Annotated in this window: 25 protein-coding genes and 2 tRNA genes; 20 read left to right on the forward strand and 7 right to left on the reverse strand. The window is 61.5% G+C overall.

Going from position 1 to position 25,600, the window contains the following annotated elements; all coding sequences use genetic code 11:
- The first annotated feature begins 1 nt into the window (after window position 1).
- From C1X29_RS06080 to C1X29_RS06090, 3 genes are all read left to right on the forward strand, one after another.
- A tRNA-Glu gene (locus C1X29_RS06080) sits at window positions 2-77 on the forward strand.
- A 2-nt stretch (window positions 78-79) separates the two neighbouring features.
- Window positions 80-155, forward strand: a tRNA-Gly gene (locus C1X29_RS06085).
- A gap of 206 nt (window positions 156-361) precedes the next feature.
- Complete coding sequence (locus C1X29_RS06090; RefSeq protein ID WP_102717065.1) at window positions 362-1,723, forward strand: MATE family efflux transporter; 1,362 nt, start codon at window positions 362-364, stop codon at window positions 1,721-1,723.
- Window positions 1,724-1,786: 63 nt separating this feature from the next.
- On the opposite strand, the gene C1X29_RS06095 is transcribed toward C1X29_RS06090, so the two are convergent.
- From C1X29_RS06095 to C1X29_RS06110, 4 genes are all read right to left on the reverse strand, one after another.
- Window positions 1,787-3,526, reverse strand: coding sequence for a dipeptidase (locus C1X29_RS06095; protein WP_102717066.1), 1,740 nt, complete (start codon window positions 3,524-3,526; stop codon window positions 1,787-1,789).
- 238 nt (window positions 3,527-3,764) lie between these two features.
- On the reverse strand, window positions 3,765-4,403 hold the full coding sequence (locus C1X29_RS06100; RefSeq protein WP_085745075.1) for a LysE family translocator: 639 nt from the start codon (window positions 4,401-4,403) through the stop codon (window positions 3,765-3,767).
- Between the two features lies 1 nt (window position 4,404).
- Window positions 4,405-5,175 carry a 2OG-Fe(II) oxygenase gene (locus C1X29_RS06105; protein WP_085745074.1) on the reverse strand — a complete coding sequence of 257 codons (771 nt, stop codon included), beginning with the start codon at window positions 5,173-5,175 and terminating at the stop codon, window positions 4,405-4,407.
- 90 nt (window positions 5,176-5,265) lie between these two features.
- Window positions 5,266-5,892, reverse strand: a complete 627-nt coding sequence (locus tag C1X29_RS06110; RefSeq protein WP_085745073.1) for a hypothetical protein — start codon at window positions 5,890-5,892, stop codon at window positions 5,266-5,268.
- A 90-nt stretch (window positions 5,893-5,982) separates the two neighbouring features.
- Between C1X29_RS06110 and C1X29_RS06115 the strand changes: the two genes are divergently transcribed.
- Window positions 5,983-6,978 carry a LysR family transcriptional regulator gene (locus C1X29_RS06115; RefSeq protein ID WP_102717067.1) on the forward strand — a complete coding sequence of 332 codons (996 nt, stop codon included), beginning with the start codon at window positions 5,983-5,985 and terminating at the stop codon, window positions 6,976-6,978.
- A gap of 58 nt (window positions 6,979-7,036) precedes the next feature.
- Here C1X29_RS06115 and C1X29_RS06120 read toward each other — a convergent pair whose 3' ends face one another.
- Window positions 7,037-7,444 carry a PA2817 family protein gene (locus C1X29_RS06120; RefSeq protein ID WP_007950758.1) on the reverse strand — a complete coding sequence of 136 codons (408 nt, stop codon included), beginning with the start codon at window positions 7,442-7,444 and terminating at the stop codon, window positions 7,037-7,039.
- Window positions 7,445-7,518: 74 nt separating this feature from the next.
- Window positions 7,519-9,966 carry an acyl-CoA dehydrogenase gene (locus tag C1X29_RS06125; RefSeq protein WP_102717068.1) on the reverse strand — a complete coding sequence of 816 codons (2,448 nt, stop codon included), beginning with the start codon at window positions 9,964-9,966 and terminating at the stop codon, window positions 7,519-7,521.
- A 248-nt stretch (window positions 9,967-10,214) separates the two neighbouring features.
- Here C1X29_RS06125 and C1X29_RS06130 point away from each other — a divergent pair, with 248 nt between their 5' ends.
- From C1X29_RS06130 to C1X29_RS06145, 4 genes are all read left to right on the forward strand, one after another.
- Window positions 10,215-10,874: a transglutaminase family protein gene (locus tag C1X29_RS06130; RefSeq protein ID WP_102717069.1), complete on the forward strand. Its 660-nt coding sequence runs from the start codon at window positions 10,215-10,217 to the stop codon at window positions 10,872-10,874.
- 43 nt (window positions 10,875-10,917) lie between these two features.
- A complete protein-coding gene (locus tag C1X29_RS06135) occupies window positions 10,918-11,541 on the forward strand; it encodes a glutathione S-transferase family protein (protein WP_102686518.1) in 624 nt (207 codons plus the stop codon).
- A gap of 133 nt (window positions 11,542-11,674) precedes the next feature.
- A complete protein-coding gene (locus C1X29_RS06140) occupies window positions 11,675-12,607 on the forward strand; it encodes an ABC transporter ATP-binding protein (protein ID WP_085612257.1) in 933 nt (310 codons plus the stop codon).
- Window positions 12,604-13,383: an ABC transporter permease gene (locus tag C1X29_RS06145; RefSeq protein WP_007950763.1), complete on the forward strand. Its 780-nt coding sequence runs from the start codon at window positions 12,604-12,606 to the stop codon at window positions 13,381-13,383. The genes C1X29_RS06140 and C1X29_RS06145 overlap by 4 nt, the downstream gene beginning before the upstream one ends.
- 54 nt (window positions 13,384-13,437) lie before the next feature.
- On the opposite strand, the gene C1X29_RS06150 is transcribed toward C1X29_RS06145, so the two are convergent.
- A complete protein-coding gene (locus C1X29_RS06150) occupies window positions 13,438-13,956 on the reverse strand; it encodes a DUF2062 domain-containing protein (RefSeq protein ID WP_085745068.1) in 519 nt (172 codons plus the stop codon).
- A 136-nt stretch (window positions 13,957-14,092) separates the two neighbouring features.
- Here C1X29_RS06150 and C1X29_RS06155 point away from each other — a divergent pair, with 136 nt between their 5' ends.
- The 12 genes from C1X29_RS06155 to C1X29_RS06210 all read left to right on the forward strand — a co-directional run bounded on the left by C1X29_RS06155 (window position 14,093) and on the right by C1X29_RS06210 (window position 25,545).
- A complete protein-coding gene (locus C1X29_RS06155; RefSeq protein WP_102717070.1) occupies window positions 14,093-16,336 on the forward strand; it encodes a DNA internalization-related competence protein ComEC/Rec2 in 2,244 nt (747 codons plus the stop codon).
- 78 nt (window positions 16,337-16,414) lie between these two features.
- Window positions 16,415-17,050 carry a MotA/TolQ/ExbB proton channel family protein gene (locus tag C1X29_RS06160; RefSeq protein ID WP_165369563.1) on the forward strand — a complete coding sequence of 212 codons (636 nt, stop codon included), beginning with the start codon at window positions 16,415-16,417 and terminating at the stop codon, window positions 17,048-17,050.
- A complete protein-coding gene (locus tag C1X29_RS06165) occupies window positions 17,047-17,475 on the forward strand; it encodes a biopolymer transporter ExbD (protein WP_007950767.1) in 429 nt (142 codons plus the stop codon). The genes C1X29_RS06160 and C1X29_RS06165 overlap by 4 nt, the downstream gene beginning before the upstream one ends.
- Window positions 17,475-18,485 (forward strand): tetraacyldisaccharide 4'-kinase, encoded by a 1,011-nt coding sequence (gene lpxK, locus C1X29_RS06170; RefSeq protein ID WP_085745065.1) that lies wholly within the window; start codon window positions 17,475-17,477, stop codon window positions 18,483-18,485. Before C1X29_RS06165 ends, lpxK begins: the two co-directional genes overlap by 1 nt.
- A 24-nt stretch (window positions 18,486-18,509) precedes the next feature.
- Window positions 18,510-18,695, forward strand: a complete 186-nt coding sequence (locus C1X29_RS06175) for a Trm112 family protein (RefSeq protein ID WP_003174668.1) — start codon at window positions 18,510-18,512, stop codon at window positions 18,693-18,695.
- Entirely contained in the window at window positions 18,692-19,456 is a 765-nt protein-coding gene (gene kdsB, locus C1X29_RS06180; protein WP_102717072.1) for a 3-deoxy-manno-octulosonate cytidylyltransferase, read from the forward strand. Before C1X29_RS06175 ends, kdsB begins: the two co-directional genes overlap by 4 nt.
- Window positions 19,456-19,920 (forward strand): low molecular weight protein-tyrosine-phosphatase, encoded by a 465-nt coding sequence (locus tag C1X29_RS06185; RefSeq protein ID WP_007950772.1) that lies wholly within the window; start codon window positions 19,456-19,458, stop codon window positions 19,918-19,920. Before kdsB ends, C1X29_RS06185 begins: the two co-directional genes overlap by 1 nt.
- Window positions 19,917-20,936, forward strand: a complete 1,020-nt coding sequence (gene murB, locus C1X29_RS06190) for a UDP-N-acetylmuramate dehydrogenase (protein ID WP_102717073.1) — start codon at window positions 19,917-19,919, stop codon at window positions 20,934-20,936. The genes C1X29_RS06185 and murB overlap by 4 nt, the downstream gene beginning before the upstream one ends.
- Before the next feature lie 247 nt (window positions 20,937-21,183).
- Window positions 21,184-21,654 carry a (2Fe-2S)-binding protein gene (locus C1X29_RS06195; protein WP_039770687.1) on the forward strand — a complete coding sequence of 157 codons (471 nt, stop codon included), beginning with the start codon at window positions 21,184-21,186 and terminating at the stop codon, window positions 21,652-21,654.
- Window positions 21,651-23,972 carry a xanthine dehydrogenase family protein molybdopterin-binding subunit gene (locus tag C1X29_RS06200; RefSeq protein ID WP_102717074.1) on the forward strand — a complete coding sequence of 774 codons (2,322 nt, stop codon included), beginning with the start codon at window positions 21,651-21,653 and terminating at the stop codon, window positions 23,970-23,972. Before C1X29_RS06195 ends, C1X29_RS06200 begins: the two co-directional genes overlap by 4 nt.
- Window positions 23,972-24,952, forward strand: a complete 981-nt coding sequence (locus C1X29_RS06205) for an XdhC family protein (protein WP_102686512.1) — start codon at window positions 23,972-23,974, stop codon at window positions 24,950-24,952. Before C1X29_RS06200 ends, C1X29_RS06205 begins: the two co-directional genes overlap by 1 nt.
- Window positions 24,949-25,545: a nucleotidyltransferase family protein gene (locus C1X29_RS06210; protein ID WP_102717075.1), complete on the forward strand. Its 597-nt coding sequence runs from the start codon at window positions 24,949-24,951 to the stop codon at window positions 25,543-25,545. The genes C1X29_RS06205 and C1X29_RS06210 overlap by 4 nt, the downstream gene beginning before the upstream one ends.
- The last annotated feature ends 55 nt before the right edge of the window (window positions 25,546-25,600 follow it).

Consider the following 25,600-nt stretch of genomic DNA (forward strand, 5'->3'; position numbering starts at 1 on the left):
TGTCCCCTTCGTCTAGTGGCCTAGGACACCGCCCTTTCACGGCGGTAACAGGGGTTCGAGTCCCCTAGGGGACGCCATTGCGGGAATAGCTCAGTTGGTAGAGCACGACCTTGCCAAGGTCGGGGTCGCGAGTTCGAGTCTCGTTTCCCGCTCCATATTCACAAAAACGCCGCTCAGTGATGAGCGGCGTTTTTGTATGCGCGTTTCTTGTGCGTGCTGCGCTCTGTTACAACTTTCCTACGGTGAATCCGTGATTTGCGGAAGCGTCTGACAGCCAGCCCTCGACCGATTCTGAGATAACGACCGCCCCGTCAGCCTTGATGGTTGAAGCGGGGGTGATCGAATTCGAGGATCTCACTTAATGTCACAAACGATCAGACCTCCCGGCCATCTGCACGAGATTCGAGCAACCGCATGGCTGTCGCTTCCGTTGGTCATAGGGCACCTGTGCGCAGGGCTGATTGCTTTCGTGGATAACCTCATCGCGGGCAATCACGGCACCGATACCTTGGCTGCCGTCACGCTCGGCACGGCGTTGTTGTGGCTGCCGATGCTGGTGCCAATCGGAACATTGATTGCGCTGACCGCTTCAGTCGCCCGTTTACACGGCGCGGAGCGAACAGACGAGATTGGGCCGATCTTTCGCCAGGCCATGTGGTTGGCGCTGTTCATGGGAGGGCTGATGTTCGCTTTCCTGAGCCTTGTGCCTCATCTGCTCGCACCCGCGGGGATTGCACCGGAAATTATTCCGGGGGCACAGGCCTTTCTGCAGGCTGTGCGTTGGGGAAGTCCGGCGTTGACCCTGTTTTTCTGCATGCGCTATCTGTGCGAAGGAATGCACTGGATGCGTCCGACCATGGTCTTCGGTTTTGGTGGTCTCTTGTTTCTGGCGCCAGTGGGTTATGTGCTGACCAATGGCAAGTTGGGTTTCGTGGAGATGGGGGCTGAAGGACTGGGCATCGCGTCGGCCTTGATGATGTGGCTGCAAGCGTTGCTGTTCGCTGCGCACCTCTGGCGAGGCAAGCGGCTGGCGCATTTGCAGCTGTTTGCCCGCTTCGATCCGCCGCGTCTTGCCGGCATCGTTGATTTGTTGAGGGTTGGAATACCGATCGGCATCGCGATTTTGACCCAGGGCAGTCTGTTCATTGTCACCTCGCTACTGATTGGCCGCCTCGGCTCGACTTTTCTGGCGGCCCATCAGATCGCGGTGAATCTGGCTCAGCTGTGTTTCATGATCCCGGTGGCCGTAGCTGAAGCCACGACCGTTCGGGTCGGTCATGCGTTGGGGCGGGGGGATTTCAAAGGCGTCCGGCAGGCTGCCGGGGCGGGCTGCGTCATCGTCCTGGTTGCGCAAAGCGTTTCGGTACTGATCATGCTGATGGGCAATGAAACGATAGCGGGTTGGTACAGCGCGGATGTAGCGGTCACCGCGCTCGCCTCGACGCTTTTGCTGTACGCCGCAGCGTTACAGTTTCCCGATGGGTTGCAAATGCTGTCCGCCGGCGCCTTGCGCGGTTTGCAGGACACTCGTGTGCCCATGTGGCTGGCGATTTTCTGTTACTGGGGTGTCGGTTTGCCGCTGGGTTGCCTGATGGCGTTCGGGCTGGAGTGGGGGCTGCAAGGTATCTGGTTGGGGTTGATCAGCGCGTTGACCTTGGCAATGGTGTTGATGGGCGTGCGGTTTTTCCTGCGCAGTCGGATCGATACGTCGGCTGCCAACTGATATGAAAAGGCCCGTCGGTGGAAACCGACGGGCCTTTTGTTCATCGTGGCTGCGAAACAGAGATCACAGCTTAGGCAGTTGTCCGATTCGCCCCATCATTTCGGTAACGATCTGCAGGTCCAGCAAGAACTGGTCAACGGTCTTGAACTCGCCATCGGTGTGACCGGTGTATTTGACCTCCGGTCGTGCCAGGCCGAATTGCACACCGTTCGGCAGTTCATGCACCGAGGTGGCGCCGGCCGAGGTGCCGAATTCGTGTTTCATACCGAGGTTTTCGGTGGACACCGCCAGCAGCGCCTTGACCCATTCGCCTTCAGGGTTGCGGTACATCGGTTCGGCGATCGAATAGTCGAAGTTCACCGCGACATGGTTCTTCTTGCTCCAGGCTGCCAGTTTGTCGGCGATTTCGCTCTTGAGCACTTCCGGCGATTTGCCCTTCGGCACGCGCAGGTTGACCGCGAGTTTGAAGGTTTTGTCGTCCATGCCGACGTAGGTCAGGGAAGTGGTCAGCGGGCCCATGATGTCATCGGCGAAACCGACGCCCAGCTTGCCGCCCTTGTAGTCCAGGCCCCAGTTGTCGGCGGCGTAGTGCGCAGCGTCGGTGATATGGTTGTGCTTGAAGGCGATCTTGCCGTCCACGCTGTGGATGAAGTCGAGCATGCGGGCAACCGGGTTGACGCCGGATTCAGGCTCGGACGAGTGCGCGGAAACACCGGTGACGGTGAGTTTGACGTCTTTGCCATCGACCTTGGCGTTCACTTCGAAATCGCCGCCATTGCGCTTGGCGTATTCAGCGCCGGCCTTTTGCAGGCTGGCCGCCAGGTCGGCAGGTTTGTCAGTCACCAGGGTGACGACCGAAACCGATGGAATCTGGTTGGTCGCCAGGCCACCTGTCATCGAGGTGATTTCCGCGCCTTTGCCCTCAGCCTTGCGTTTGGCGAACTTGGCCATGACCGTGCCGTAGCCTTTCTCGGCAATCACCACCGGGTAGCCGCCATCCAGCGCCAGGTTGTACTCCGGCGTCGGGTTGCGTTCGAAGTAGTAAGGAATCGCGTCGCCGGTGGTTTCTTCGGTGGTGTCCACCAGCAGTTTGAAATTGCGTGCCAGCGGCAGCTTCTCTTCCTTGATCACCTTCATGGCGTAAAGCGTTACGACGATGCCGTTCTTGTCGTCCTCGGTGCCACGGCCGTACATGCGGTCGCCGATCAGTGTGACTTTGAACGAATCAAGTTTGGTGCCGTCCTTCAGTACCCAGTTTTCCGGCGTTACCGGCACCACGTCGGCGTGAGCGTGAATGCCGACGACGTCCTTGCCGCTGCCGTCGAGGGAGATTTCGTAAACGCGGTTGTCGATGTTGCGGTAGTTCAGGCCGAAAGACTCGGCTAGAGCTTTGATCTTGCCCGCGATCTTGATGAACTCGGGGTTGTCGTGCTGATCGACACCGTCCTTGCGGTAGGTCGGGATTTCCACCAGTTCGCGCAGGGTTTCCAGCGCGGCTTTGCCGTACTTCACGCGGGTGTAGAGGCCGAGCAAGCGATGGATCTCGTTTTGCTGTTCGGCGGTCAGCGTCTTGTTATCGAGGAAGGCGCTGATGGCTGGACGCAGATCGTCGGTCTTGCTCAGGTCTTTCTTGGCCAGATCACCGAGAAACGCTCTGAAATCACTGACCTTTGCCTCGTTGAATGTCTTGAGGATGGTCGCGCTCTGCTGCTCGGTCAGGTTGGCGTGGGCTGGCAGTGTGACGGACGAAAGGCTGGCCAGAATCAACGTCGAGGCGGCCAGTTGCTTGAGTGAAAAGTCCATTGCTAAGGGCATTCCTTTGCAGGCAGTGAGTAGGAGGTATCTGATCGAAGCGTCAGACGGTTTCGCAAACTAACACCACCAGCGAGTGATAGGGGAGCCCCCGAAGTGAGACGCGTCGCAAAAATGACACTGAATCGAAAAAATAGGATTGAGGCCTCTAGGGCAGGACTTACAACGGATCCCGAAAGCAAAAGAGGCTCGCCAGCTTGACTGTGCGAGCCTCTTTTATGGGCGCAGATTACATCGACAACACCAGACGCCCGGCAAACAGGATCAGAATCACCCCCATGCTGCGCTCGAACCAGTGGCCCATGCGCATGAATAGCACGCGCACTTTGCTGCTGGAAAAGAACAGCGCGACGATCACGAACCACAACGCATTCACCCCGCACATCCACAACCCGTACAGGGCCTGGATTTGCAGAGGTGTGCTGGCGCTGATGATCGTGGTGAAGATCGCCAGGAAAAACAGCGTGGCCTTGGGGTTGGTGGCGTTGGTCAGGAAACCGGTGGAAAACGCCTTGAACAGCGATTGTTCAATCAACGGTTCGTCGCTGGTCTTTTCGCCTTCCATTGTCGTCTTGGGTTTGCTGCGTATCAGGCTGACGCCGAGGTAAAGGATGTAAGCACCACCGACCACTTTGGCGACGGTCAGCAGCCAAGGCGTGGTGTGCATCAAGGCGCCGACGCCCAGCAGGGTGTACAGCACGTGCACGGAAATTCCCGCGCCGATGCCCAATGCCGTGCAGATGCCGACCAGTCGACCGAAACGCACACTCTGGCGGATGGTCACGGCGAAGTCCGGGCCGGGAGCGACCACGGCCAGAAAGTGGATGGTGGCCAATGCCAGAAACTCGCCCAGGTAATTCGATGTCATTTCAGCTCCAGAAAGTCAGGGGTGAAGCATTGCCGCGATAGCCGACAAAAAATGAAAGGCTCAAGCGCGGATCCGCCACGCCCGGCGTTACCGAGTGCATGCGACGCGAATTGAACATGATGAAATCCCCCGGTTCCGGGCGTACTTCGAGGGCGGGCGGGCCAAGCAGCGCCGGGTCGATGCCGTAGCTGTCGCCGCGCATTTCATCGAAGCGGTCCGGGGAAATATCGTCTTCCCACATCTGCAATGCGCCGCCTTCGGTTGGCATGTTGAGGTAGACGTTGCAGGCGAACTGCGCCTCGAGGCTGCGGGCCTGAAAACTTTCCGGGGCGTCCTTGGCGAAGATGTCGTGATGGGCCAGGAAGCACACCCCCGGTTTCACTACCCGGGACAGGCCGACGTACATCTTGCGACCGTAGAGGTTTTCCAGGTGGGCACCCGCCGGCCAGGATTCGTCGAGCATGCAGCGCAGGGTGTCGACCGGTGACGAATAGGGCGCGCAACGGTTACGCAGCTCGGCGATGTTGCGGGTGGCGCGCTCGAAGTAATCTTCGATCAGCAGCGGCTGGTTTTCCGCCTCGTAGAACGCCATGCCGATGCGACCGATGCTGGGCGCGTTGATGTAGCCCTCGAAGCCGGGCGCGAGGATCTTGTCGCCAATCTGGATCGCCTGCGCCTGGGGCAGAAAGCCCTTGACGCGGATGGCGAGGACTTCTTCGTTGGCCAGTTTTTTTATGCACGTCTCATCGAGACGCTCGACGTCAAGCATCATGGTTTCAGGTCCATCTATCGAATAGTCAACGGAACCGGCGAACGCGGTTCCCCCGGCGTCGGACGCTGCATCTGGCAGCGCCCGAAATCCTCAATCCACGCTGTAGTGGACGGACAACGTGCCTTTCTTCTGCGAAAGGGACGCGATCGTGACTGTGCCCAGATCCTTCAGGCTGCGTACATGGGTGCCACCGCAGCCATAGGCTGGCAGTTCACCGAAACCGATTTCCCGTGCGCCTTCGCGCAGGGACGTCAGGCGTGGCAGATCGTGTTCGATCCATTGCCCGATGCCGTATTGAACGACTTGTGCATCGACTTCCTGGGCCGAATCTCCGGGCTTGAATTGCACCCGGCCCTCGTCCGGCCAGTGATGGGCCTTGATCGGCATCCAGCCCATGGCCTGGACAAAGTGGCCGATCAAATGCCCGGCAGAGTGCATGCGGGTGTTGAAGCGGCGGCGTTCTTCGTCGACGCGAATCTGGGTCATGCCCAGTGGCACCGGTTGATCGACGAAATGAATGATCCGGTCCGGTTCCTGAACGACCCGCAGCACCTGGCTGTCGCCAATCCAGCCGGTATCACAGGGTTGGCCACCGCCCTGGGGATGAAAAAGTGTGGCGCGCAAAACAACGGCGAATTCGTTCTCGTGGGGCGTGCAGTCGAGGACTTCCACATTGGCCTTGAGGTCATCACTATGGAAAAAGAGGCGAAGCGTCATATTCCATGCCCTTATTAAAGTTTCTTTTTTAATTATATGAATCGTGCAATAACGTGATAATCCGTTCAAACATCAAAGGACTGTTGCGCTGTGAGCATAAATCTCCCACTGCCGCTGCTCGGTGAAATGGCGATTTTCGTCAAGGTCGTCGAGACCGGCAGCTTCTCCGAAGCCGCTCGCCAATTAGGCTCATCGCCGTCGGCAGTCAGCCGCAGCATTTCCCGGCTGGAGAAGGCGCTGGCCACGCGGCTGCTGCAACGCACCACGCGCAAACTGCGCTTGAGCGATGGCGGAGAAGAAGTGTTCAAGCGCTGCCAGGAAATGGTCAGCGCAGCGAAGTCGGTGATGGAGATCAGCGGCCAGTTCACTCACGAAGCCGAAGGTCTGGTGCGGGTCAGCGTGCCGAAAGCAGTGGGGCGCTTCGTGATTCATCCGCACATGCCGGAGTTTCTGCGGCGCTACCCGAAGGTCGATGTGGAGCTGTTGCTGGAGGACCGCCAGGTCGATCTTATCGACGACCATGTCGACCTGGCCATTCGCATCACGGACCGTCCACCGGCTGGACTGGTGGGACGACAACTGTTGACCATCGACCATTTGCTCTGCGCGACGCCGCAGTATCTGGCCGAACACGGGACGCCGACTCATCCCCATGACTTGCTTAACCACAGTTGCATTTACCTGGGTGAAACCCCGAGCGATGCGCGCTGGAAATTCAAGAAAGGCACGAAAGCCGTCACTGTCGGCGTGCGCGGGCGGTATGCCGCCAATCACACCGGCGTGCGTCTGGGCGCCGTGTTGCAGCACATCGGCATTGGCAGCCTGCCGTATTTCACCGCGCGTTATGCCCTGGAGCAGGGGCTGATCGTGCAGGTGCTGCCGGACTGGACGTTCCTGGCGTCGTACCACGGCGGGTTGTGGTTGCTGCACTCGCCGACGCGTTATCTGCCGCCGAAGCTGCGGGTGTTCATCGACTATCTGGTGGAGTGCCTGGAGAAAGAGCCGACCCTGAGCAAGCCGGCAAAATCCGGCGGTGCAAAACCGTTGGCGGAGTACGAATTGCCCGAGAGTGAAGGTTTGCTCTGACCCGATAAAAAAAAGGCCCGCATGGATCACCATGCGAGCCTTTTTTATTGGATGAAAATCAGTGCTTGCTGTCCTGGGCGGACATCGCCAGCAGCTGTTTTTCCTGGTTCCAGTCGAACGGTTCATCGTTCTGTTCGGCTTCGTAGCGGCGTTCTTCCAGCGCCTGGTACATGTCGATTTCTTCGTCGGACAGGTAATGCAGGCAGTCGCCGGCGAAGAACCACAGCAGATCCCGCGGGATCAGGTGGGCAATTTGCGGGTAACGGGTAATCACTTGAGTCAGGATGTCCTGGCCCAGGTATTGGCTTTCGATCGGCTCGATCGGCAGGGATGCCAGCAGTTCGTCGAAACGCTCCAGGAACAGGGCATGGCTTTCTTCGGGAACCTGATCGGCCTCACCTACGGCGACCAGGATACTGCGCAGGTGGTCGAGCAAAACCAGATGATCGGCAACGACGTTGGACACGAGATAAGTCCTCAAGAGCAAAACGGGCGCGGGAGTATAAAGCCCCTGCGCCCGTTTTTCACTGATTGAAGGGATCAGCGGATTTTGCCGTCCGCCGGTTTCAGTTGCTCCTTGTCGAAATCATCGACATCGATCACCTTGCGTCGAGCCGCTTCGGCATCACGCAGGGTCTGGGCTTCCACGGCCTGCAATACCCCGGCCTCCAGCGCCGCATCGATGGCGTGTTCGCCGGCGACCGGTTTGACCTGACCGCTCTTGAGCGACGTGTGCAGTTTTTTGTGCAGCGGTTGCGCAGCGTTCAACTGATCGCAGGCGTGCTGCAGCGCACCGACCGCATCGTCGGCCGATTGCGGGCGATAGCAGCCCGCAAGCAGTTCTTCCAGCGCCGGATCGCCCTTGGCGCGGCCGATGACCGCAGCCACTTCGGCACCGAGTCTGTCCGACGGGCCTTTGTGACGGCGGCCGAACGGGAACACGATCACGCGCAACAGGCAGCCAAAGACTCGGTTCGGGAAGTTGGTCAGCAGTTCATCCAGCGCCTTTTCCGACTGGCCGAGGCTTTCTTCCATGGCCCATCTGAACAGCGGTTCCATGTACGCCGGGGAATCGAGGTCGTGATAACGCTTGAGCGCCGCCGAGGCCAGATACAGGTTGCTCAGCACATCACCCAGACGCGCCGACAGACGCTCGCGGCGTTTCAGTTCGCCGCCCAGCAGCATCATGCTCAGGTCGGCGAGCATGGCAAACGCGGCAGCCTGACGGTTGAGGGCGCGGAAATAACCCTGGCTGAGCTTGTCTCCCGGTGTATGTTCGAAATGGCCGAAGCCGAGGTTCAGCACCAGCGTGCTGGCGGCGTTGCTCACGGCAAATCCGATGTGCTTGAGCAGCAGGCCATCGAATTCCTTGAGCGCCTGGTCCTTGTCCTCGCGTCCGGCGAGGGCCATTTCCTTGAGGACGAACGGATGGCAGCGGATCGCGCCCTGGCCGAAGATCATCAGGTTGCGCGAAAGAATGTTCGCGCCTTCCACGGTGATGAAGATCGGCGCGCCGTTCCAGCTGCGGCCCAGGTAGTTGTTCGGGCCCATGATGATCGCCTTGCCGCCGTGCACGTCCATCGCGTGGCTGATGCACTCGCGACCGCGCTCGGTGAGGTGATATTTGAGGATCGCCGACAGCACCGAAGGTTTCTCGCCCAGATCCACCGCATTGGCGGTCAGCATCCGTGCAGCGTCCATCATCCAGGCGTTGCCGCCGATCCGCGCCATGGCTTCCTGAATGCCTTCGAAGGCAGACAGCGGCACGTTGAACTGCTCGCGGATCTGCGCGTATTGCCCGGTCACCAGGCTGGTGAACTTGGCCGCGCCGGTGCCCACTGCCGGCAGCGAGATCGAGCGCCCGACCGACAGGCAGTTCATCAGCATCATCCAGCCTTTGCCGAGCATGTCCTGGCCGCCGATGAGGAAGTCCAGCGGGATGAATACGTCCTTGCCGGAGTTCGGGCCGTTCATGAACGCAGCGCCCAGCGGCAAGTGGCGGCGACCGATTTCCACGCCGGGGGTGTCGGTCGGGATCAGCGCGAGGCTGATGCCCAGGTCTTCCTTGTCGCCGAGCAGGTGATCCGGGTCATAGGCCTTGAAGGCCAGGCCGAGCAAGGTCGCGACCGGGCCGAGGGTGATGTAGCGTTTTTCCCAGTTCAGGCGCAGGCCGAGAGTTTCCTGACCTTCCCATTCGCCTTTGCAGATGATCCCGGTGTCGGGCATCGCACCCGCGTCTGAACCCGCGAGCGGGCCAGTCAGCGCAAAGCAAGGAATGTCGTCGCCCCGGGCCAGCCGTGGCAGGTAATGATTGCGTTGTTCGTCGGTGCCGTAATGCAGCAGCAGTTCGGCCGGGCCGAGGGAGTTGGGCACCATCACGGTAGAGGCGAGGTCGCCGCTGCGGGTCGCCAGTTTCATCGCCACCTGGGAGTGGGCGTAGGCGGAGAAACCCTTGCCGCCGAACTCCTTGGGAATGATCAGGGCGAAGAAACCGTGTTCCTTGATGTGAGTCCAGGCTTCGGGCGGCAGATCCATCGACTGACCGATCTGCCAGTCGGTGACCATCGCGCAGAGTTCTTCGGTCGGGCCGTCGATGAATGCCTGTTCTTCTTCGCTCAGTTGCACCTTGGGATAGGACAGCAGTTTGTCCCAGTCCGGACGGCCGCTGAACAGTTCGCCGTCCCACCACACCGTGCCGGCGTCGATCGCGTCGCGTTCGGTCTGCGACATCGGAGGCAGGGTTTTCTGGAACCAGCTGAACAGCGGCGCGGTGAAGTGTTTGCGGCGCAGGTCAGGCAACAGCAGCGGGGCGGCCACCAGGGCCAGCACGACCCAGAAAATCAGCAGCAACCAGCCCGGTGCGTGGCTGAAAATTCCCATCGCCAACAGGTAAGCGGCAACGATGCCCAGTGCCGGCAGCGGGGCGATGCGCCGGTGTGCCAGATACGCCACGCCGACGATCAGAACCAGTATCCACAACAACAGCATATTTAATCCTCCGTGAACCAGGGCGAACCGACCCTCCAGAGCTTAGACGGCATCTGCAAAACGGGGCGGTCAGAGCAAGGTGATTGAAATCGTGGGAAACCCCGGATGTCTTTTGTAGGTTCGGTGGGCAACACGCGTGGGAAATCGTTCGCCGCTTCCGCGTCTTTGCGTGCATGTTTGGCCGAAACGTCGTTATCTCTGTGCTGAACCTCTCGCTAGACTCGGGGCTCAATCAGGAGAATGTCGTCATGCACGAGTATCTGAGCCCCGGCCGCTTCATCGATAGTGACCACCCCTCGGTGGTGGAGTTCGCCGAGCAGCACCGTGGTGCCAGCCGCGATCCGCTCGCGCAGGCGATCAGTCTTTATTACGCCGTGCGCGAGGCGGTGCGCTACAACATGTACACCTTCAGCCGCGACCCGCAGACCTTGCGCGGCAGCTACGCGCTGGCGGCGGGTGAGAGTTATTGCGTGCCCAAGGCCACGTTGCTCGCCGGTTGCGCGCGCCATTGCGGGATCCCCGCACGCATTGGTCTTGCGGATGTGAAAAATCATCTGTCGACGCCGCGTCTGCTTGCACTGCTGAGAAGCGAAGTGTTCGCCATGCATGGTTATACCGAGCTGTTTCTCAATGATCGCTGGGTGAAAGCCACACCCGCGTTCAACCAGAAACTCTGCGAAATGTTCAACGTTGCGCCGCTGGAATTCGATGGCGTAAACGACAGCGTTTTCCACCCGTACAACAGCGATGGTGCGCTGCTGATGGAGTACCTGGTCGATCACGGCCAGTTCGCCGATGTACCGGAATCTTTTTTCTTCGAACATCTGCAGAAATGTTATCCGCACCTGTTCAACGATCAGCAGACGCCACTGTCCGGTGACATGCGCGGTGATGTCGGCCGCCTCTGATCCGGCGTATGCTGCCTGCCCATTTACTGGAAAAGAGGCGGTCATGCTGAAGATCTGGGGTCGCAAGAATTCGTCGAATGTCAGAAAGCCGTTGTGGGCTGCCGAAGAGCTCGGGCTGGCCTACGAGGCCATTGATGCCGGTGGCGCGTTTGGGGTGGTCGACACGCCGGAGTACCGGGCAATGAACCCGAACGGGCGGGTGCCGGTGATTCAGGACGACGGTTTTGTGCTGTGGGAATCCAATGCCATTGTGCGTTATCTGCTGGCAAAGCATGCAGCCGATACTTCGTGGTACCCGGCGGATCCACAGACCCGCGCCACCGCTGACAAATGGATGGACTGGACGACTTCCAGTTTTGCAGGACCGTTTCGCACGGTGTTCTGGGGCGTTCTGCGTACCCCGGCAGACAAGCAGGACTGGCCGGCAATCCATGCGGCGATCAAGGAATGTGACGGCTTGCTGGCGATGGCCGATCAGGCGCTGAAGGATCAGCCGTATCTGTCCGGCAACGAAATCGGCATGGGCGATATCCCGCTCGGCAGTTTCATTTATGCCTGGTTCGAGATGCCGATCGAGCGCGCGTCACAGCCGAATCTTGAAGCCTGGTATGCGCGGCTGAAGCAGCGTCCGGCGTATCAGAAAGCTGTCATGACCGCGTTGACTTAATACCTACTATCGACACACTTGACTGTACTTGTGCGGCGACGGCAAGCACCATTGCGCTCGAGCGCTGCGGTTGTCTTCCTCGCCGCCGGCCTTTTATCAGTCCTTTTTTCTTTACTGGGTGCGTAAATCCGATATGAGTTCCGCTCTGTCCATCCGGCAGCTAACCAAAACCTACGGCAACGGGTTCCAGGCCTTGAGTGGTATCGATCTGGACGTCGCCGAAGGTGACTTCTTCGCCTTGCTCGGCCCCAACGGCGCCGGCAAATCCACGACCATCGGCATTCTCTCGACCCTGGTCAACAAGACCAGCGGCACGGTGAATATTTTTGGCCACGACCTGGACAAGAACCCGGCGGCGCTCAAGCGTTCCATCGGCGTGGTGCCCCAGGAATTCAACTTCAACCAGTTCGAAAAGACCTTCGACATCGTCGTGACCCAGGCCGGTTACTACGGCATTCCGGCGAAGATCGCCAAGGAACGCGCCGAGCAGTACCTGACCCAGCTCGGCCTGTGGGACAAGCGCGATGTGCCGTCGCGTTCGCTGTCCGGCGGCATGAAGCGTCGCTTGATGATCGCCCGGGCGCTGGTGCATGAACCGCGTCTGCTGATCCTCGATGAACCGACCGCCGGGGTGGATATCGAGCTGCGCCGTTCGATGTGGACGTTCCTCACCGAACTGAACCAGAAAGGCATCACTATCATCCTCACCACCCACTACCTGGAAGAGGCTGAGCAGCTGTGCCGCAACATCGGGATCATCGACCACGGCACCATCGTCGAGAACACCAGCATGCGTCAGCTGCTCGGCCAACTGCATGTGGAGACTTTCCTGCTCGACCTGAAGAGTGATCTGGCGGTTGCGCCGCAACTGGTCGGCTATCCGGCCCGGCTGGTAGACGCTCATACGCTGGAAGTCCAGGTCGACAAGTCCATGGGCATCACTGCGCTGTTCGGCCAACTGGCCCTGCAGAACATCGAAGTGCTGAGCCTGCGCAATAAAACCAATCGCCTCGAGGAGCTGTTCGTGTCCCTGGTGGAGAAAAATCTGTCGAAGGTGGCGGTATGAGTTCCGAGCTGCGCCCCAACCTCGTTGCCCTCAACACCATCGTTTACCGCGAAGTCAGACGCTTCACCCGGATCTGGCCGCAGACCCTGCTGCCACCGGCGATCACCATGGTTCTGTACTTCGTGATCTTCGGTAACCTGATTGGCCGGCAGATCGGCGACATGGGTGGCTTCACCTACATGGAGTACATCGTGCCGGGGCTGATCATGATGTCGGTGATCACCAACTCTTACGGCAACGTGGTGTCGAGCTTCTTCGGCAGCAAGTTCCAGCGCTCCATCGAAGAGCTGATGGTGTCGCCGGTGTCGCCGCACACGATCCTGATCGGTTACACCATTGGTGGCGTCCTGCGCGGCCTGATGGTGGGTGTAATTGTGACGATCCTGTCGCTGTTCTTCACCCATTTGCAGGTACACCATCTTGGCGTGACGGTGCTGGTGGTGGTGCTGACGGCGACGATCTTCTCGCTGCTGGGCTTCATCAACGCGGTGTTTGCGCGCAACTTCGATGACATCTCGATCATCCCGACCTTTGTGCTGACCCCGCTGACCTACCTGGGCGGCGTGTTCTATTCGATCACCTTGCTGCCGCCGTTCTGGCAGACCGTGTCGCTGGCCAACCCGGTGCTGCACATGGTCAACGCCTTCCGTTACGGCATCCTCGGTGTGTCGGACATTCGCATCGGCATCGCGATCACCTTCATGCTGGTGGCGACGGTGGTGCTGTATATCGGTTGTTCGCGGTTGCTGGTGAGCGGGCGCGGCATGCGCACCTGATCCCTTCAATGCTGCAATGAAAAACGGCCTCCCAAAGTGGAGGCCGTTTTGCGTTCAGGACTGACGACTTTTCTTGCGCCGCGCCCATTGCCGGGACACCCACCAGCGCCAGTACATCATCACCAAGCAATAGGCGAGGGCGCCCAGTGCCAGCCCGACCACCACCGAACCCAGCAAGAACGGTTGCCACAGGGTCGAAAGCTCGCCGCTGATCCATTCCCAGGTCAATTCGTCGGGGAGCGTGCGGGCGGGCACATCCATCAGCCAGGCCCCGGCCTGATACGTGCAGAAGAATACCGCCGGCATGGTGATCGGATTGGTCAGCCAGACCAGACTGACGGCAATCGGCATGTTGCCGCGCACCATGATCGCGAGGACGGCGGCCACCAGCATCTGTGCGGGAATCGGCAGGAACGCGGCGAACAGGCCAACGGCCATGGCCCGGGCCACCGAGTGTCGGTTGAGGTGCCAGAGGTTCGGGTCATGCAGCAACGTTCCGAGAAAGCGTAAGGATTTGTGTTCCCTGATGCTCGTCGGGTCGGGCATGTAACGTTTGAATAAGCGCCGGGGCATAAGGCTTCTCGGTCGGTTAAGGCGGCAAGTATGTCTGGATTCTATGAACCGCCCATTCAGACTTTGTGACAATTGATAACGACGCGCGTGCCCCGCAGCCGCTATGCCTGAAGGTGGGACTCTCAAGGACGGGCTTATGCGCACAGGGATGATGGCGCTGGCGGTCGGTCTGCTGGCTCCGGTTTTTTTGACGGCCTTGCCGCCGGTCGGGTTATTGCTGGTGTTGCCGTGGGTGGCGCTGATGCTGCTGCCGTTTCGCAGCTATGCACTGGCGTTTTTGCTGCTTGGATTCACATGGGCGGGTTTCAGCGCGCAGATGGCGCTGAATGATCGACTGCCTTCCCGGCTGGATGGCGAAACGCGCTGGGTGGAAGGGCGGGTCGTCGGCTTGCCGCAGAATGCCGAGGGCGTCGTGCGCTTCGAACTGGCCGATGCGCGCTCGCGTCACGAGAAACTGCCGTCGCTGATGCGTCTGGCGTGGTACGCCGGGCCTGAGGTCAAAAGTGGCGAACGCTGGCGACTGGCAGTCAAGCTCAAGCGCCCCGGTGGCCTGCTCAATCCGGATGCGTTTGATTACGAAGCCTGGCTGCTGGCGCAGCGCATCGGCGCCACCGGGACGGTGAAGGATGGCGAGCGCCTGGCGCCGGCGCAGTGGGCCTGGCGTGACAGCATTCGCCAGCGCCTGCTTGCAGTGGATGCCCAGGGACGTAACGGAGCCTTGGCTGCGCTGGTGCTCGGTGATGGTTCGGGACTCAGTCGCGAGGATTGGCAGACTTTGCAGGACACCGGCACCGTGCACCTGCTGGTGATTTCCGGCCAGCATATCGGGCTGTTGGCGGCGTTGATGTATGCGCTGGTCGCCGGGTTGGCGCGGGTCGGGATCTGGCCGTTGCGTTGGCCCTGGCTGCCTTGGGCGTGCGGTCTGGCGTTCGCGGCGGCGCTGGGTTACGGCCTGCTGGCCGGGTTCGATGTACCGGTGCGGCGCGCCTGCGTAATGGTTGCGCTGGTGCTGCTGTGGCGATTGCGATTTCGCCACCTCGGTGCGTGGTGGCCGTTGCTACTGGCCTTCAACGGCGTGTTGTTGATGGATCCGCTGGCCAGTCTGCGTCCGGGGTTGTGGCTGTCCTTTATCGCGGTCGCCGTGCTGATCTTCACCTTCGGCGGTCGTCTGGGGCCGTGGCGCTGGTGGCAGACCTGGACGCGCGCGCAGTGGCTGATCGCGATCGGCTTGTGCCCGGTGCTGGTGGCGCTGAGCCTGCCGATCAGCCTAAGCGGACCACTGGCCAATCTGCTCGCGGTGCCGTGGGTCAGTTTCGCGGTGCTGCCGCCGGCGTTGCTGGGCACATTGCTGCTGCCGATTCCTTATGTCGGGGAAGGTCTGCTGTGGCTGGCCGGCGGACTGATCGACGGGTTGTTCCGGGCACTGGCCCTGATTGCCGGGCGTTGGCCAGCGTGGGTGCCGACGACGATGGAGTGGTGGGTCTGGGCGCTGGGAGGTCTTGGTGCTTTGTTGTTATTGCTCCCCCGAGGCGTTCCCTTGCGTCCTTTGGGCTGGCCATTGCTGCTGGTACTGGCATTTCCGCCCCGGGAGCGTCTGGCCGAAGGCGTGGCCGATGTCTGGCAACTGGATGTCGGCCAGGGCCTGGCGATTCTGATCCGCACCCGGCATCACACCTTGCTGTACGACAGCGGCCCGCGTTTCGGCGACTTCGACCTCGGCGAGCGAGTGGTGCTGCCGGCCTTGCGCAAACTGGGGGTGGAACACCTCGACCTGATGCTGCTCAGCCATGCCGATGCCGATCACGCGGGTGGCGCACTCGCCGTAGCGAAAGGATTGCCGGTCAGCCGGGTCATCAGCGGCGATCCGCCGGGGCTGGCCGAAGCGCTGAATGCCGAGGTCTGTGAAAGTGGTCGGCAATGGCAGTGGGACGGCGTTGCCTTTCATCTATGGCAATGGGCCGACGCCCACGACAGTAATCAGCGTTCCTGCGTGTTGCAGATCGAGGCCAACGGTGAGCGGTTGCTGCTGACCGGCGACATCGACAGCGCCGCCGAACGGGACCTGCTCAACAGCGCGCTGGCAGTTCAAACCCAGTGGCTGCAAGCCCCGCACCATGGCAGCCGCAGTTCCTCATCGATGGCCTTGCTCAAGGCTTTGCAGCCACAGGCCGTGCTGATTTCCCGAGGGCAGGGCAATTCGTTCGGCCACCCGCACCCGACGGTCATTGCCCGCTACCGCAAACAGGGCATACACATCCATGACAGCGCCGAGCAGGGCGCCATTCATCTGCAACTGGGGCGGTTTCAGCCGGCCCGGTCGATGCGTCAACAACGCCGCTTCTGGCGCGACCCGCCGTTGCCGGGGGCGGAGTACCGTTGAGCACGGTCGTCGGGGCGACGGGTCTTTATCGCGAACCGGTATGGTAAAGTGGCGCACTTTTTCGAGGGGGCTGTCACTGTGTGGGAATTGGTCAAATCCGGCGGCTGGATGATGTTGCCGATCATTCTGAGTTCCATCGCCGCCATGGCGATCGTCGCCGAGCGCCTGTGGACCCTGCGCGCCAGTCGCGTCACCCCTGAGCATCTGCTGGGTCAGGTCTGGGTCTGGATCAAGGACAAGCAGCTCAACAAGGAAAAACTCAAGGAATTGCGTGCCAACTCGCCGCTGGGGGAAATCCTCGCCGCGGGCCTGGCCAACTCCAAGCATGGTCGCGAGATCATGAAGGAGTGCATTGAAGAAGCGGCCGCCCGGGTCATCCACGAGCTGGAACGCTACGTCAACGCGCTGGGCACCATCGCCGCCATGTCGCCGCTGCTCGGTCTGCTGGGCACGGTGCTGGGCATGATCGATATTTTCAGCGCCTTCACCGGCTCGGGAATGACCACCAATGCTGCGGTGCTGGCCGGCGGTATTTCCAAGGCGCTGATCACCACCGCTGCGGGCCTGATGGTCGGTATTCCGGCAGTGTTCTTCCACCGTTTCCTGCAACGCCGCATCGATGAACTGGTGGTGGGCATGGAACAGGAAGCGATCAAACTGGTGGAAGTGGTGCAGGGCGACCGTGACGTCGATCTGGCCGGGGAAAAAGCGTGAAATTCCGTCGCAAACCCCGGGAAACCATCGACATCAACCTCGCGTCGCTGATCGACGTGGTGTTCATCCTGTTGCTGTTTTTCGTCGTGACCACCACCTTCACCCGCGAAACCCAGCTGCGTGTCGATCTGCCGGAAGCGGTCAGCGGCTCGCCGGCCGAGGACCAGCAGGTCAAGCAACTGGACGTGGCCATCAGCGCCGAAGGCGTGTTCTCGGTGAACAACAAGATTCTGCCGAAAAACGATCTGGCGACCCTGATGGAAGCCATGCAGAAAGAAGCCAACGGCGACACCAACATGCCGTTGTCGATCAGTGCTGACGGCAAGACTCAGCACCAATCCGTGATCACCGCCATGGACGCGGCCGGCAAGCTCGGTTTCAGCCATCTGCGCATGACCACGGTCGAGGCGGCGCCCAAATCCTGATGGCCATGTCCGATCGTCTGCTCGCCGCATGGTACGAGGGGCACCCGGCCCTGACGCTGTTGCGGCCGCTGGAGTGGCTGTACCGCCGCGTCGTGGCCGGGAAGCGTCAGCGTTTTCTCGACGGCGAGGGTGAGATCTATCAATCCCCGGTGCCGGTGATCGTGGTCGGCAACATCACCGTCGGCGGCACCGGCAAGACGCCGATGATCCTGTGGCTGATCGAGCATTGCCGACGCCACGGGCTGCGGGTCGGCGTGGTCAGTCGCGGTTACGGCGCCAAACCGGCGCAACTGCCATGGCGGGTCGAAGCTGACCAGACTGCCGACATCGCCGGCGACGAACCTTTGCTGATCGTGCAGCGCACCGGCGTGCCGCTGATGATCGACCCCGATCGCAGCGCCGCCGTCAGAGCCCTGCTGGACAGCGAGCCGCTGGACCTGATCCTGTCCGATGACGGCATGCAGCATTACCGCCTCGCGCGGGATCTGGAACTGGTGCTGATCGACGCCGCTCGTGGCCTTGGCAACCAGCGCTGCCTGCCCGCCGGCCCCCTGCGCGAGCCGGCCGAGCGCCTGCAAAGCGTTGACGGTGTGCTATTCAATGGCGCCCTTGAGGATCGCGACGGCGGATTCGCTTTCCGTCTCAAACCGTCGGCGCTGGTCAATCTGCGCAGCGGCGAACGCCGGTCGCTCGATCATTTCCCGCCCGGTCAGGCCGTGCACGCGGTGGCCGGGATCGGCAACCCGCAACGTTTCTTCAATACCCTCGAAGCGCTAGACTGGCGGCCTGTGCCCCACGCGTTTGCCGATCACGCCGAATACAGCGTGCAGGCCTTGAGTTTCACGCCGTCATTGCCAGTGGTGATGACTGAAAAGGACGCGGTGAAGTGCCGTGCCTTCGCCGCCGATGACTGGTGGTACCTGGCGGTCGATGCCGTGCCGTCGCCGGCCTTCGTGGCCTGGTTCGACACGCAACTGATGCGCCTGTTGCCGGATCGTCTTTTGCCTTAATCCGTTTTTATCCAGGGAATGTTCATGGACACCAAACTGCTCGACATCCTCGCCTGCCCGATCTGCAAAGGCCCGCTCAAGCTCAGCGCCGACAAGACCGAACTGATCAGCAAGGGCGCCGGCCTGGCGTACCCGATCCGCGACGGCATCCCGGTCATGCTGGAAAGCGAAGCCCGCACCCTGACCACCGACGAGCGTCTGGATAAATGACCACCGCCTTCACCGTTGTCATCCCGTCGCGATATGCCTCGACTCGCTTGCCGGGCAAGCCGCTGCTGGATATCGCCGGCAAGCCGATGATCCAGCACGTCTGGGAACAGGCCAGCAAAAGCAGCGCCAGCCGTGTGGTCGTGGCCACCGACGATGCGCGCATTGTCGAGGCCTGCAAGGCCTTCGGCGCCGAAGTGGTGCTGACCCGTGAAGATCACAACTCCGGTACTGACCGTCTGGCTGAAGTGGCCGCGAAGCTGGGTCTGGAGCCGGATGCCATCGTGGTCAACGTGCAGGGTGACGAACCGCTGATCCCGCCGAGCGTGATCGATCAGGTCGCCGACAACCTCGCGGCCCACACCGAAGCGCGCATGGCCACCCTGGCCGAGCCGATCGAGGACGTCGAAACCCTGTTCAACCCGAACGTGGTCAAGGTCGTCAGCGACCTCAACGGTCTGGCGCTGACCTTCAGTCGAGCGACCCTGCCATGGGCCCGCGATGCGTTCGCCAAGAGCCGCGACGTGCTGCCGGAAGGCGTGCCGTATCGTCGCCACATCGGCATTTATGCCTACCGCGCAGGCTTCCTTCAGGATTTCGTGAGCTGGGGGCCGTGCTGGCTGGAAAACACCGAATCCCTCGAACAACTGCGTGCCCTGTGGCACGGCGTGCGGATTCACGTGGCTGACGCGTTGATCGCGCCGCCGACCGGGGTCGACACCGCCGAAGATCTCGAGCGCGTCCGTCGCCTGCTGGAGGCCTGATGCGCGTTCTGTTCGTGTGCCTGGGCAATATCTGCCGTTCGCCCACCGCCGAAGGTGTGTTGCGCCACAAGTTGCGTGAAGCGGGGCTGGCGGATCAGGTCGAAGTGGCCTCCGCCGGCACCGGCGACTGGCACGTCGGCAATCCGCCGGACAAACGCAGCCAGGCTGCGGCCAAACTGCGGGGTTATGACCTGTCGGCGCAACGCGCTCAACAGGTCAGCCGCGCCGATTTCGCCAGCTACGACCTGATCCTCGCCATGGACAACAGCAACCTGCGCAATCTTAAGGCCTTGCAACCGTCCACTGGCAAGGCTGAGCTGGATCTGTTCCTGCGCCGCTATGCAGGCGTGGTCGATGAGGTGCCGGATCCGTATTACGACGGCGATCAGGGTTTCGAGCAGGTGCTGGATCTGATCGAGCGTGCCTGCGATCAGCTGTTGATCGAAGTGAAGGGGCGGTTATGAGTTTGCAGGTACAGCCGCAGGTTTCCCTGAAACCCTTCAACACCTTCGGCGTCGACGTTCGCGCGCAGCTGTTTGCCGAAGCCCACAGTGACGCCGATGTGCGCGAAGCCCTGGCTTACGCGACTTCCCACGACGTGCCGTTGCTGGTGATCGGCGGCGGCAGCAATCTGTTGCTCACGGCGGACATCCCGGCGCTGGTGCTGCGCATGGCCACTCGTGGCATCCGCGTCATCAGCGACGACGGCAACCGCGTGGTGATCGAAGCCGAAGCTGGGGAGCCATGGCACCCGTTCGTGCAGCACACGCTGGCGCAGGGTTTTTCCGGGCTGGAAAACCTCAGTCTGATCCCCGGCACTGTCGGCGCCGCGCCGATGCAGAACATCGGTGCCTACGGTGTCGAGATCAAGGATGTGTTCGCCGGCCTGACGGCGCTGGATCGCCAGACCGGCGAGCTGCGCGACTTCAGTCTGGAAGAGTGCAACTTCGCCTACCGTGACAGCGTGTTCAAGCAGCAGCCGGGTCGTTGGCTGATCCTGCGGGTGCGCTTCGTATTGGATCGAGTCGCCCATCTGCACCTGGAATACGGCCCGGTGCGTCAGCGCCTGACCGAGCAGGGCATCGAGCAACCGACGCCGACGGATGTCAGCCGCGCGATCTGCAGCATCCGCAGCGAAAAACTGCCGGACCCGGCGGTGCTCGGCAATGCCGGCAGCTTCTTCAAGAACCCGCTGGTGTCGGCGGCTTTGGTTGCACAGATCAAGGCGCAGCATCCGGATCTGGTGGCCTACGCGCAACCGGACGGGCAGATGAAGCTGGCGGCCGGCTGGTTGATCGAGCGTGCCGGCTGGAAAGGTTTCCGCGAGGCCGATGCCGGCGTGCATAAATTGCAGGCGCTGGTGCTGGTCAACTACGGCGCGGCGACCGGGCTGCAATTGCTCGATCTGGCGCAGCGCATCCAGAAAGACATTTCAGAACGTTTCAATGTCGAGCTGGAAATGGAGCCCAACAGGTATTGAGGCTACGCTTTCAAGGCTGAACCCAAAGCCCTGCACTTATTTAAAAAGTGCAGGGCTTTTTTGTTAATCGCGGGTTAACGTAGCCAGCTAACGATACCAGTCATTTGCTCCACCAAAGGCCCGGTGCAGACGTTCCCGTCCGTACAAGAGAGCCTGATTAGCCTGAGCCGATCTGCGCGAACCACCACCGTCCCTGCGGTGGCAGATGGCTCGACCCCATAACCTCCATGAATATGCGGGCGTGCCCATGATTACCCTGAAACTCAATGGTCAAGATCATCCACTCGATGTCACCGAGGACATGCCACTGTTGTGGGCGATCCGTGACGTCGCCGGTTACAACGGCACCAAGTTCGGCTGCGGCATGGGCCTGTGTGGTGCGTGCACCATTCATATCGACGGCGCGCCGGCACGCAGTTGCATCACCCCGATCGGTTCGGTGGTCGGGCAGAACGTGACCACCATCGACAACCTGCACGCCGATCCGGTCGGTCAGATCGTCCAGCAAGCCTGGCTCGACACGGCTGTGGCCCAATGCGGTTACTGCCAGGGCGGGCAGATCATGTCCGCCACCGCGTTGCTCAAGACCAACCCGAACCCGAGCGATGAGCAGATCGAAGAAGCGATGGTCGGCAACATTTGTCGTTGCGGCACCTACAACCGGATCAAGACCGCGATCCGACAGGCATCCACTCACCTGAAGGAGGCCAAGGCATGAGCCGTCTACCGAACGATTTCGCCCTGAGCAACCTGAGTCGCCGGGGCTTCCTCAAGGGCGTCGGCGCCACGGGTGCGCTGGTGCTGGCGGCGAGCTGGGGCTGGCAGGATGCGCTGGCCGAAGACAAGCCAAAGCAGTTTGGCGCCGACGGTATGCCGAACGGCTGGATCGATGATCCGAAGGTCTACGTCAGCATTGCCGCCGACGGCACGGTGACCGTGGTCTGCAACCGTTCGGAAATGGGTCAGGGCGTGCGCACCAGCCTGACCATGGTGGTCGCCGATGAGCTGGAAGCCGACTGGGCCCACGTCAAGGTTCAGCAGGCGCCGGGTGATGAAGTGCGCTTCGGCAACCAGGACACCGACGGCTCGCGCAGCATGCGTCACTGGTACGAACCGATGCGCCGTTGCGGCGCGGCCGCGCGGACCATGCTGGAGCAGGCCGCCGCCGCGCAGTGGAAGGTGCCGGTCGGCGAATGCCGCGCACAACTGCATAAAGTCATTCACACGCCGTCCGGGCGCGAGCTGGGTTACGGTGAGCTGGCCGCTGCGGCGAGTGCGCTGACAGTGCCGGCCCGTGACAGCCTGCGGCTCAAGCAGCCGTCGGAATTCCGCTACATCGGCAAGGAAGGCACCAAAGCCATCGACGGTGCCGACATCGTCAATGGTAGGGCGGTTTACGGGGCCGACGTGCATTTCGACGGCATGCTGTTCGCGGTCATTGCGCGTCCGGCGGTGTACGGCGGCAAGGTCAAGTCGGTCGACGACAGCGCCGCGCTGAAAGTGCCGGGCGTGCTCAAAGTCATCCAGATCGAACCCCGACCATTGCCTTCGGAATTCCAGCCGTTGGGTGGTGTGGCCGTGGTGGCCAGCAACACCTGGGCGGCATTGAAGGGCCGAGAAGCGCTGAAAATCGAGTGGGACGACGGCCCGAACGCCACTTATGACTCGGTCGCCTATCGCAAGGAGATCGAAGCCGCTTCGCTGAAACCGGGCAAAGTGGTGCGCAACACTGGCGACATCGACAAGGCCATTGGCAGCGCCGCCAGCACCCTGGAGGCCTCTTATTACTTGCCGCATCTCGCTCAGGCGCCGATGGAGCCGATGGTCGCCATCGCCCGTTACAAGGATGGCACCTGCGAGGCGTGGGCGCCGAGCCAAGCGCCGCAGGTCACCCGCGAACGGATCGCCGAACGCCTGGGGCTGCCATTCGATAACGTCACCTTTAACGTGACACTGCTCGGCGGTGGTTTCGGCCGCAAGTCCAAACCGGACTTCGTCGTTGAGGCTGCCGTGCTCGCCAAGGAATTTCCTGGCAAGGCAGTGCGCGTGCAATGGACCCGGGAAGACGACATCCACAACTCGTATTTCCACACTGTGTCCGCCGAATACCTCAAGGCCGGCGTCGGCAAGGACGGCTTGCCGTCCGCCTGGCTGCACCGCACGGTAGCGCCGAGCATTACCGCGCTGTTTGCGCCGGGCATGAATCACGAAGCTGCGTTCGAGCTGGGCATGGGCTTTACCAACATGGCCTACGCAATTCCCAACGTGCGCCTGGAAAACCCTGAAGCCACGGTGCATACGCGGGTTGGGTGGTATCGCTCGGTGTCGAACATTCCCCATGGCTTCGCAATTCAGAGCTTCGTCGACGAACTGGCGCACAAGGCCAAGGAAGATCCGCTCAAGTATCAGATCAAGTTGCTCGGCCCGGATCGGCAGATCGACCCGCGTACGCTCAGTGAAGAATGGAACTACGGCGAATCCCCAGAGCGTTATCCGATCGACACCGGGCGCATGCGCACCGTGCTGGAAACGGCGGCCAAGGCGGCGGGTTGGGGTCGTCAACTGCCCAAGGGTCGTGGTCTCGGATTGGCGGTGCATTACAGCTTCGTCACCTACGTGGCGGCGGTGATCGAAGTCGAGGTCAAGGACGACGGCACGCTGATCGTGCACAAGGCCGATATCGCCGTGGATTGCGGCCCGCAGATCAACCCGGAGCGCATCCGTTCGCAGTTCGAAGGCGCCTGCGTGATGGGCTTGGGCAACGCGGTGTGGGGCGAAATCAGCTTCAAGGACGGCAAGGTGCAACAGGACAACTTCCATATGTATGAAGTGGCACGCATGTCGCTGGCGCCGAAGGAAGTCGCGGTGCATCTGGTGACGCCGCCGGGTGAGGTGCCATTGGGCGGTGTCGGTGAGCCGGGCGTGCCGCCGATTGCGCCGGCGCTGTGCAACGCGATCTTCGCCGCCACCGGTCAGCGCATTCGCAACCTGCCGGTGCGCTACCAGTTGCAGGGCTGGCAGAAGGCGCAAGGGTGATGGACAGCGCCGATCTGAATGTCCTGCGCAGTGTGCTCGAATGGCGTCGCGCCGGGCAGCGGGTGATGTTGTTCAGCGTGGTGCAGACCTGGGGCACCGCGCCCCGGGCGCCCGGCGCAATGCTCGCGTTGCGCGAAGATGGCGTGGTGATCGGTTCGGTGTCCGGCGGTTGCGTCGAGGACGATCTGATCGCCCGGCTGCACGACGGACGGATTCCCGCCGACGGGCCGCCGGTGCAGTTGATCACCTACGGCGTGACGCAGGAAGAGGCGGCGCGTTTCGGCCTGCCGTGCGGCGGCACTCTGCGCCTGACCGAGGAGCGAGTCGGCGATCCGGCGTGGGTCGCCGAGTTGCTGGATCGCTGCGAAGCCCACGAAATCGTCGCTCGCGAGCTGAACATCGGCACTGGCGAGGTGGTGCTGCGACCGGCCGGCAAGACCGACGCATTGAGTTTCGACGGCCAGACCCTGCGCGCCATCTATGGCCCACGCTGGCGCCTGCTGTTGATCGGCGCCGGGCAGTTGTCGCGGTATGTGGCCGAGATGGCGCGGCTGCTGGATTTCGAAGTGCTGATCTGTGATCCGCGCACCGAGTTCGTCTATGGCTGGGAAGAGCAGCATGGGAGGTTTGTGCCCGGTATGCCGGATGAAGCGGTGCTGAACATCCAGACCGATGAACGCACGGCGATTGTCGCGCTGACTCATGATCCACGGCTGGACGACATGGCGCTGCTCACGGCGCTCGATTCCAAAGCGTTCTATGTCGGTGCGCTCGGCTCGCGGGTCAATAGCCGCAAACGTCGGGAAAATCTGGCTGAGCTAGGCTTGTCGGAAGCGGCCATCGCCCGTTTGCACGGGCCGATCGGTTTGCATATTGGCAGCCATTCCCCGGCGGAAATCGCCTTGTCGCTGTTGGCCGAAATCGTCGCGATCAAGAATGGTGTCGAGCTCAAGCAGAAGAAAACAGTGGAGAGTGTATGAGCCGATCCATCGGAGTGATTGTTCTGGCGGCGGGCGAGGGCAGCCGCTTTCGCGAAGTGGCGGGTGTCAACAAGGACAAGCTGCTGGCCGATTGCACCGGGCGTGATGGCGCGGTGCGTTCGGTGATCGAGCAGGTGCTGGTGAGCCTGCCGGCGAGCCTCGACCAGCGAGTGCTGGTGACGACCGAGGCGCGCCCGCAGGCAATGCGCATGGCGCAGGCTTATGGGTGTGACATTGTCTCGATCGAATCCACGGGAATGGGCGACAGCATCGCGGCGGGTGTGGCGGCTTGCCCGGATGCCGATGGCTGGCTGATTGTGCTGGGCGACATGCCGTTCATCCTGCCGTCGAGCATGGAACGGGTCGTGGCGGCGATTGCCGAGGATGCGGTCAGCGTACCGACGTTGAACGGTGACTATGGGCATCCGGTCGGGTTTGGTCGATCTTTCGCAGCGGGACTGATGTCTTTGTCCGGTGACCGCGGCGCCAGACCGCTGTTTGCCCAAGGACGAGTGATTGAAGTCGCGGTGGATGATCCGGGTGTGTTGTGGGATATCGACGTGCCGGATGCGCTGGTTTTCCCGCCATCCTGATAAAACCTTGAGGCATAAAAAAGCCCCGCCTGGATCACCAGGCGGGGCTTTTTAT

It is taken from the genome of Pseudomonas sp. GW456-12-10-14-LB2 (assembly GCF_002884345.1).
GTDB classification, from domain to species: Bacteria; Pseudomonadota; Gammaproteobacteria; order Pseudomonadales; family Pseudomonadaceae; genus Aquipseudomonas; species Aquipseudomonas paraglycinae.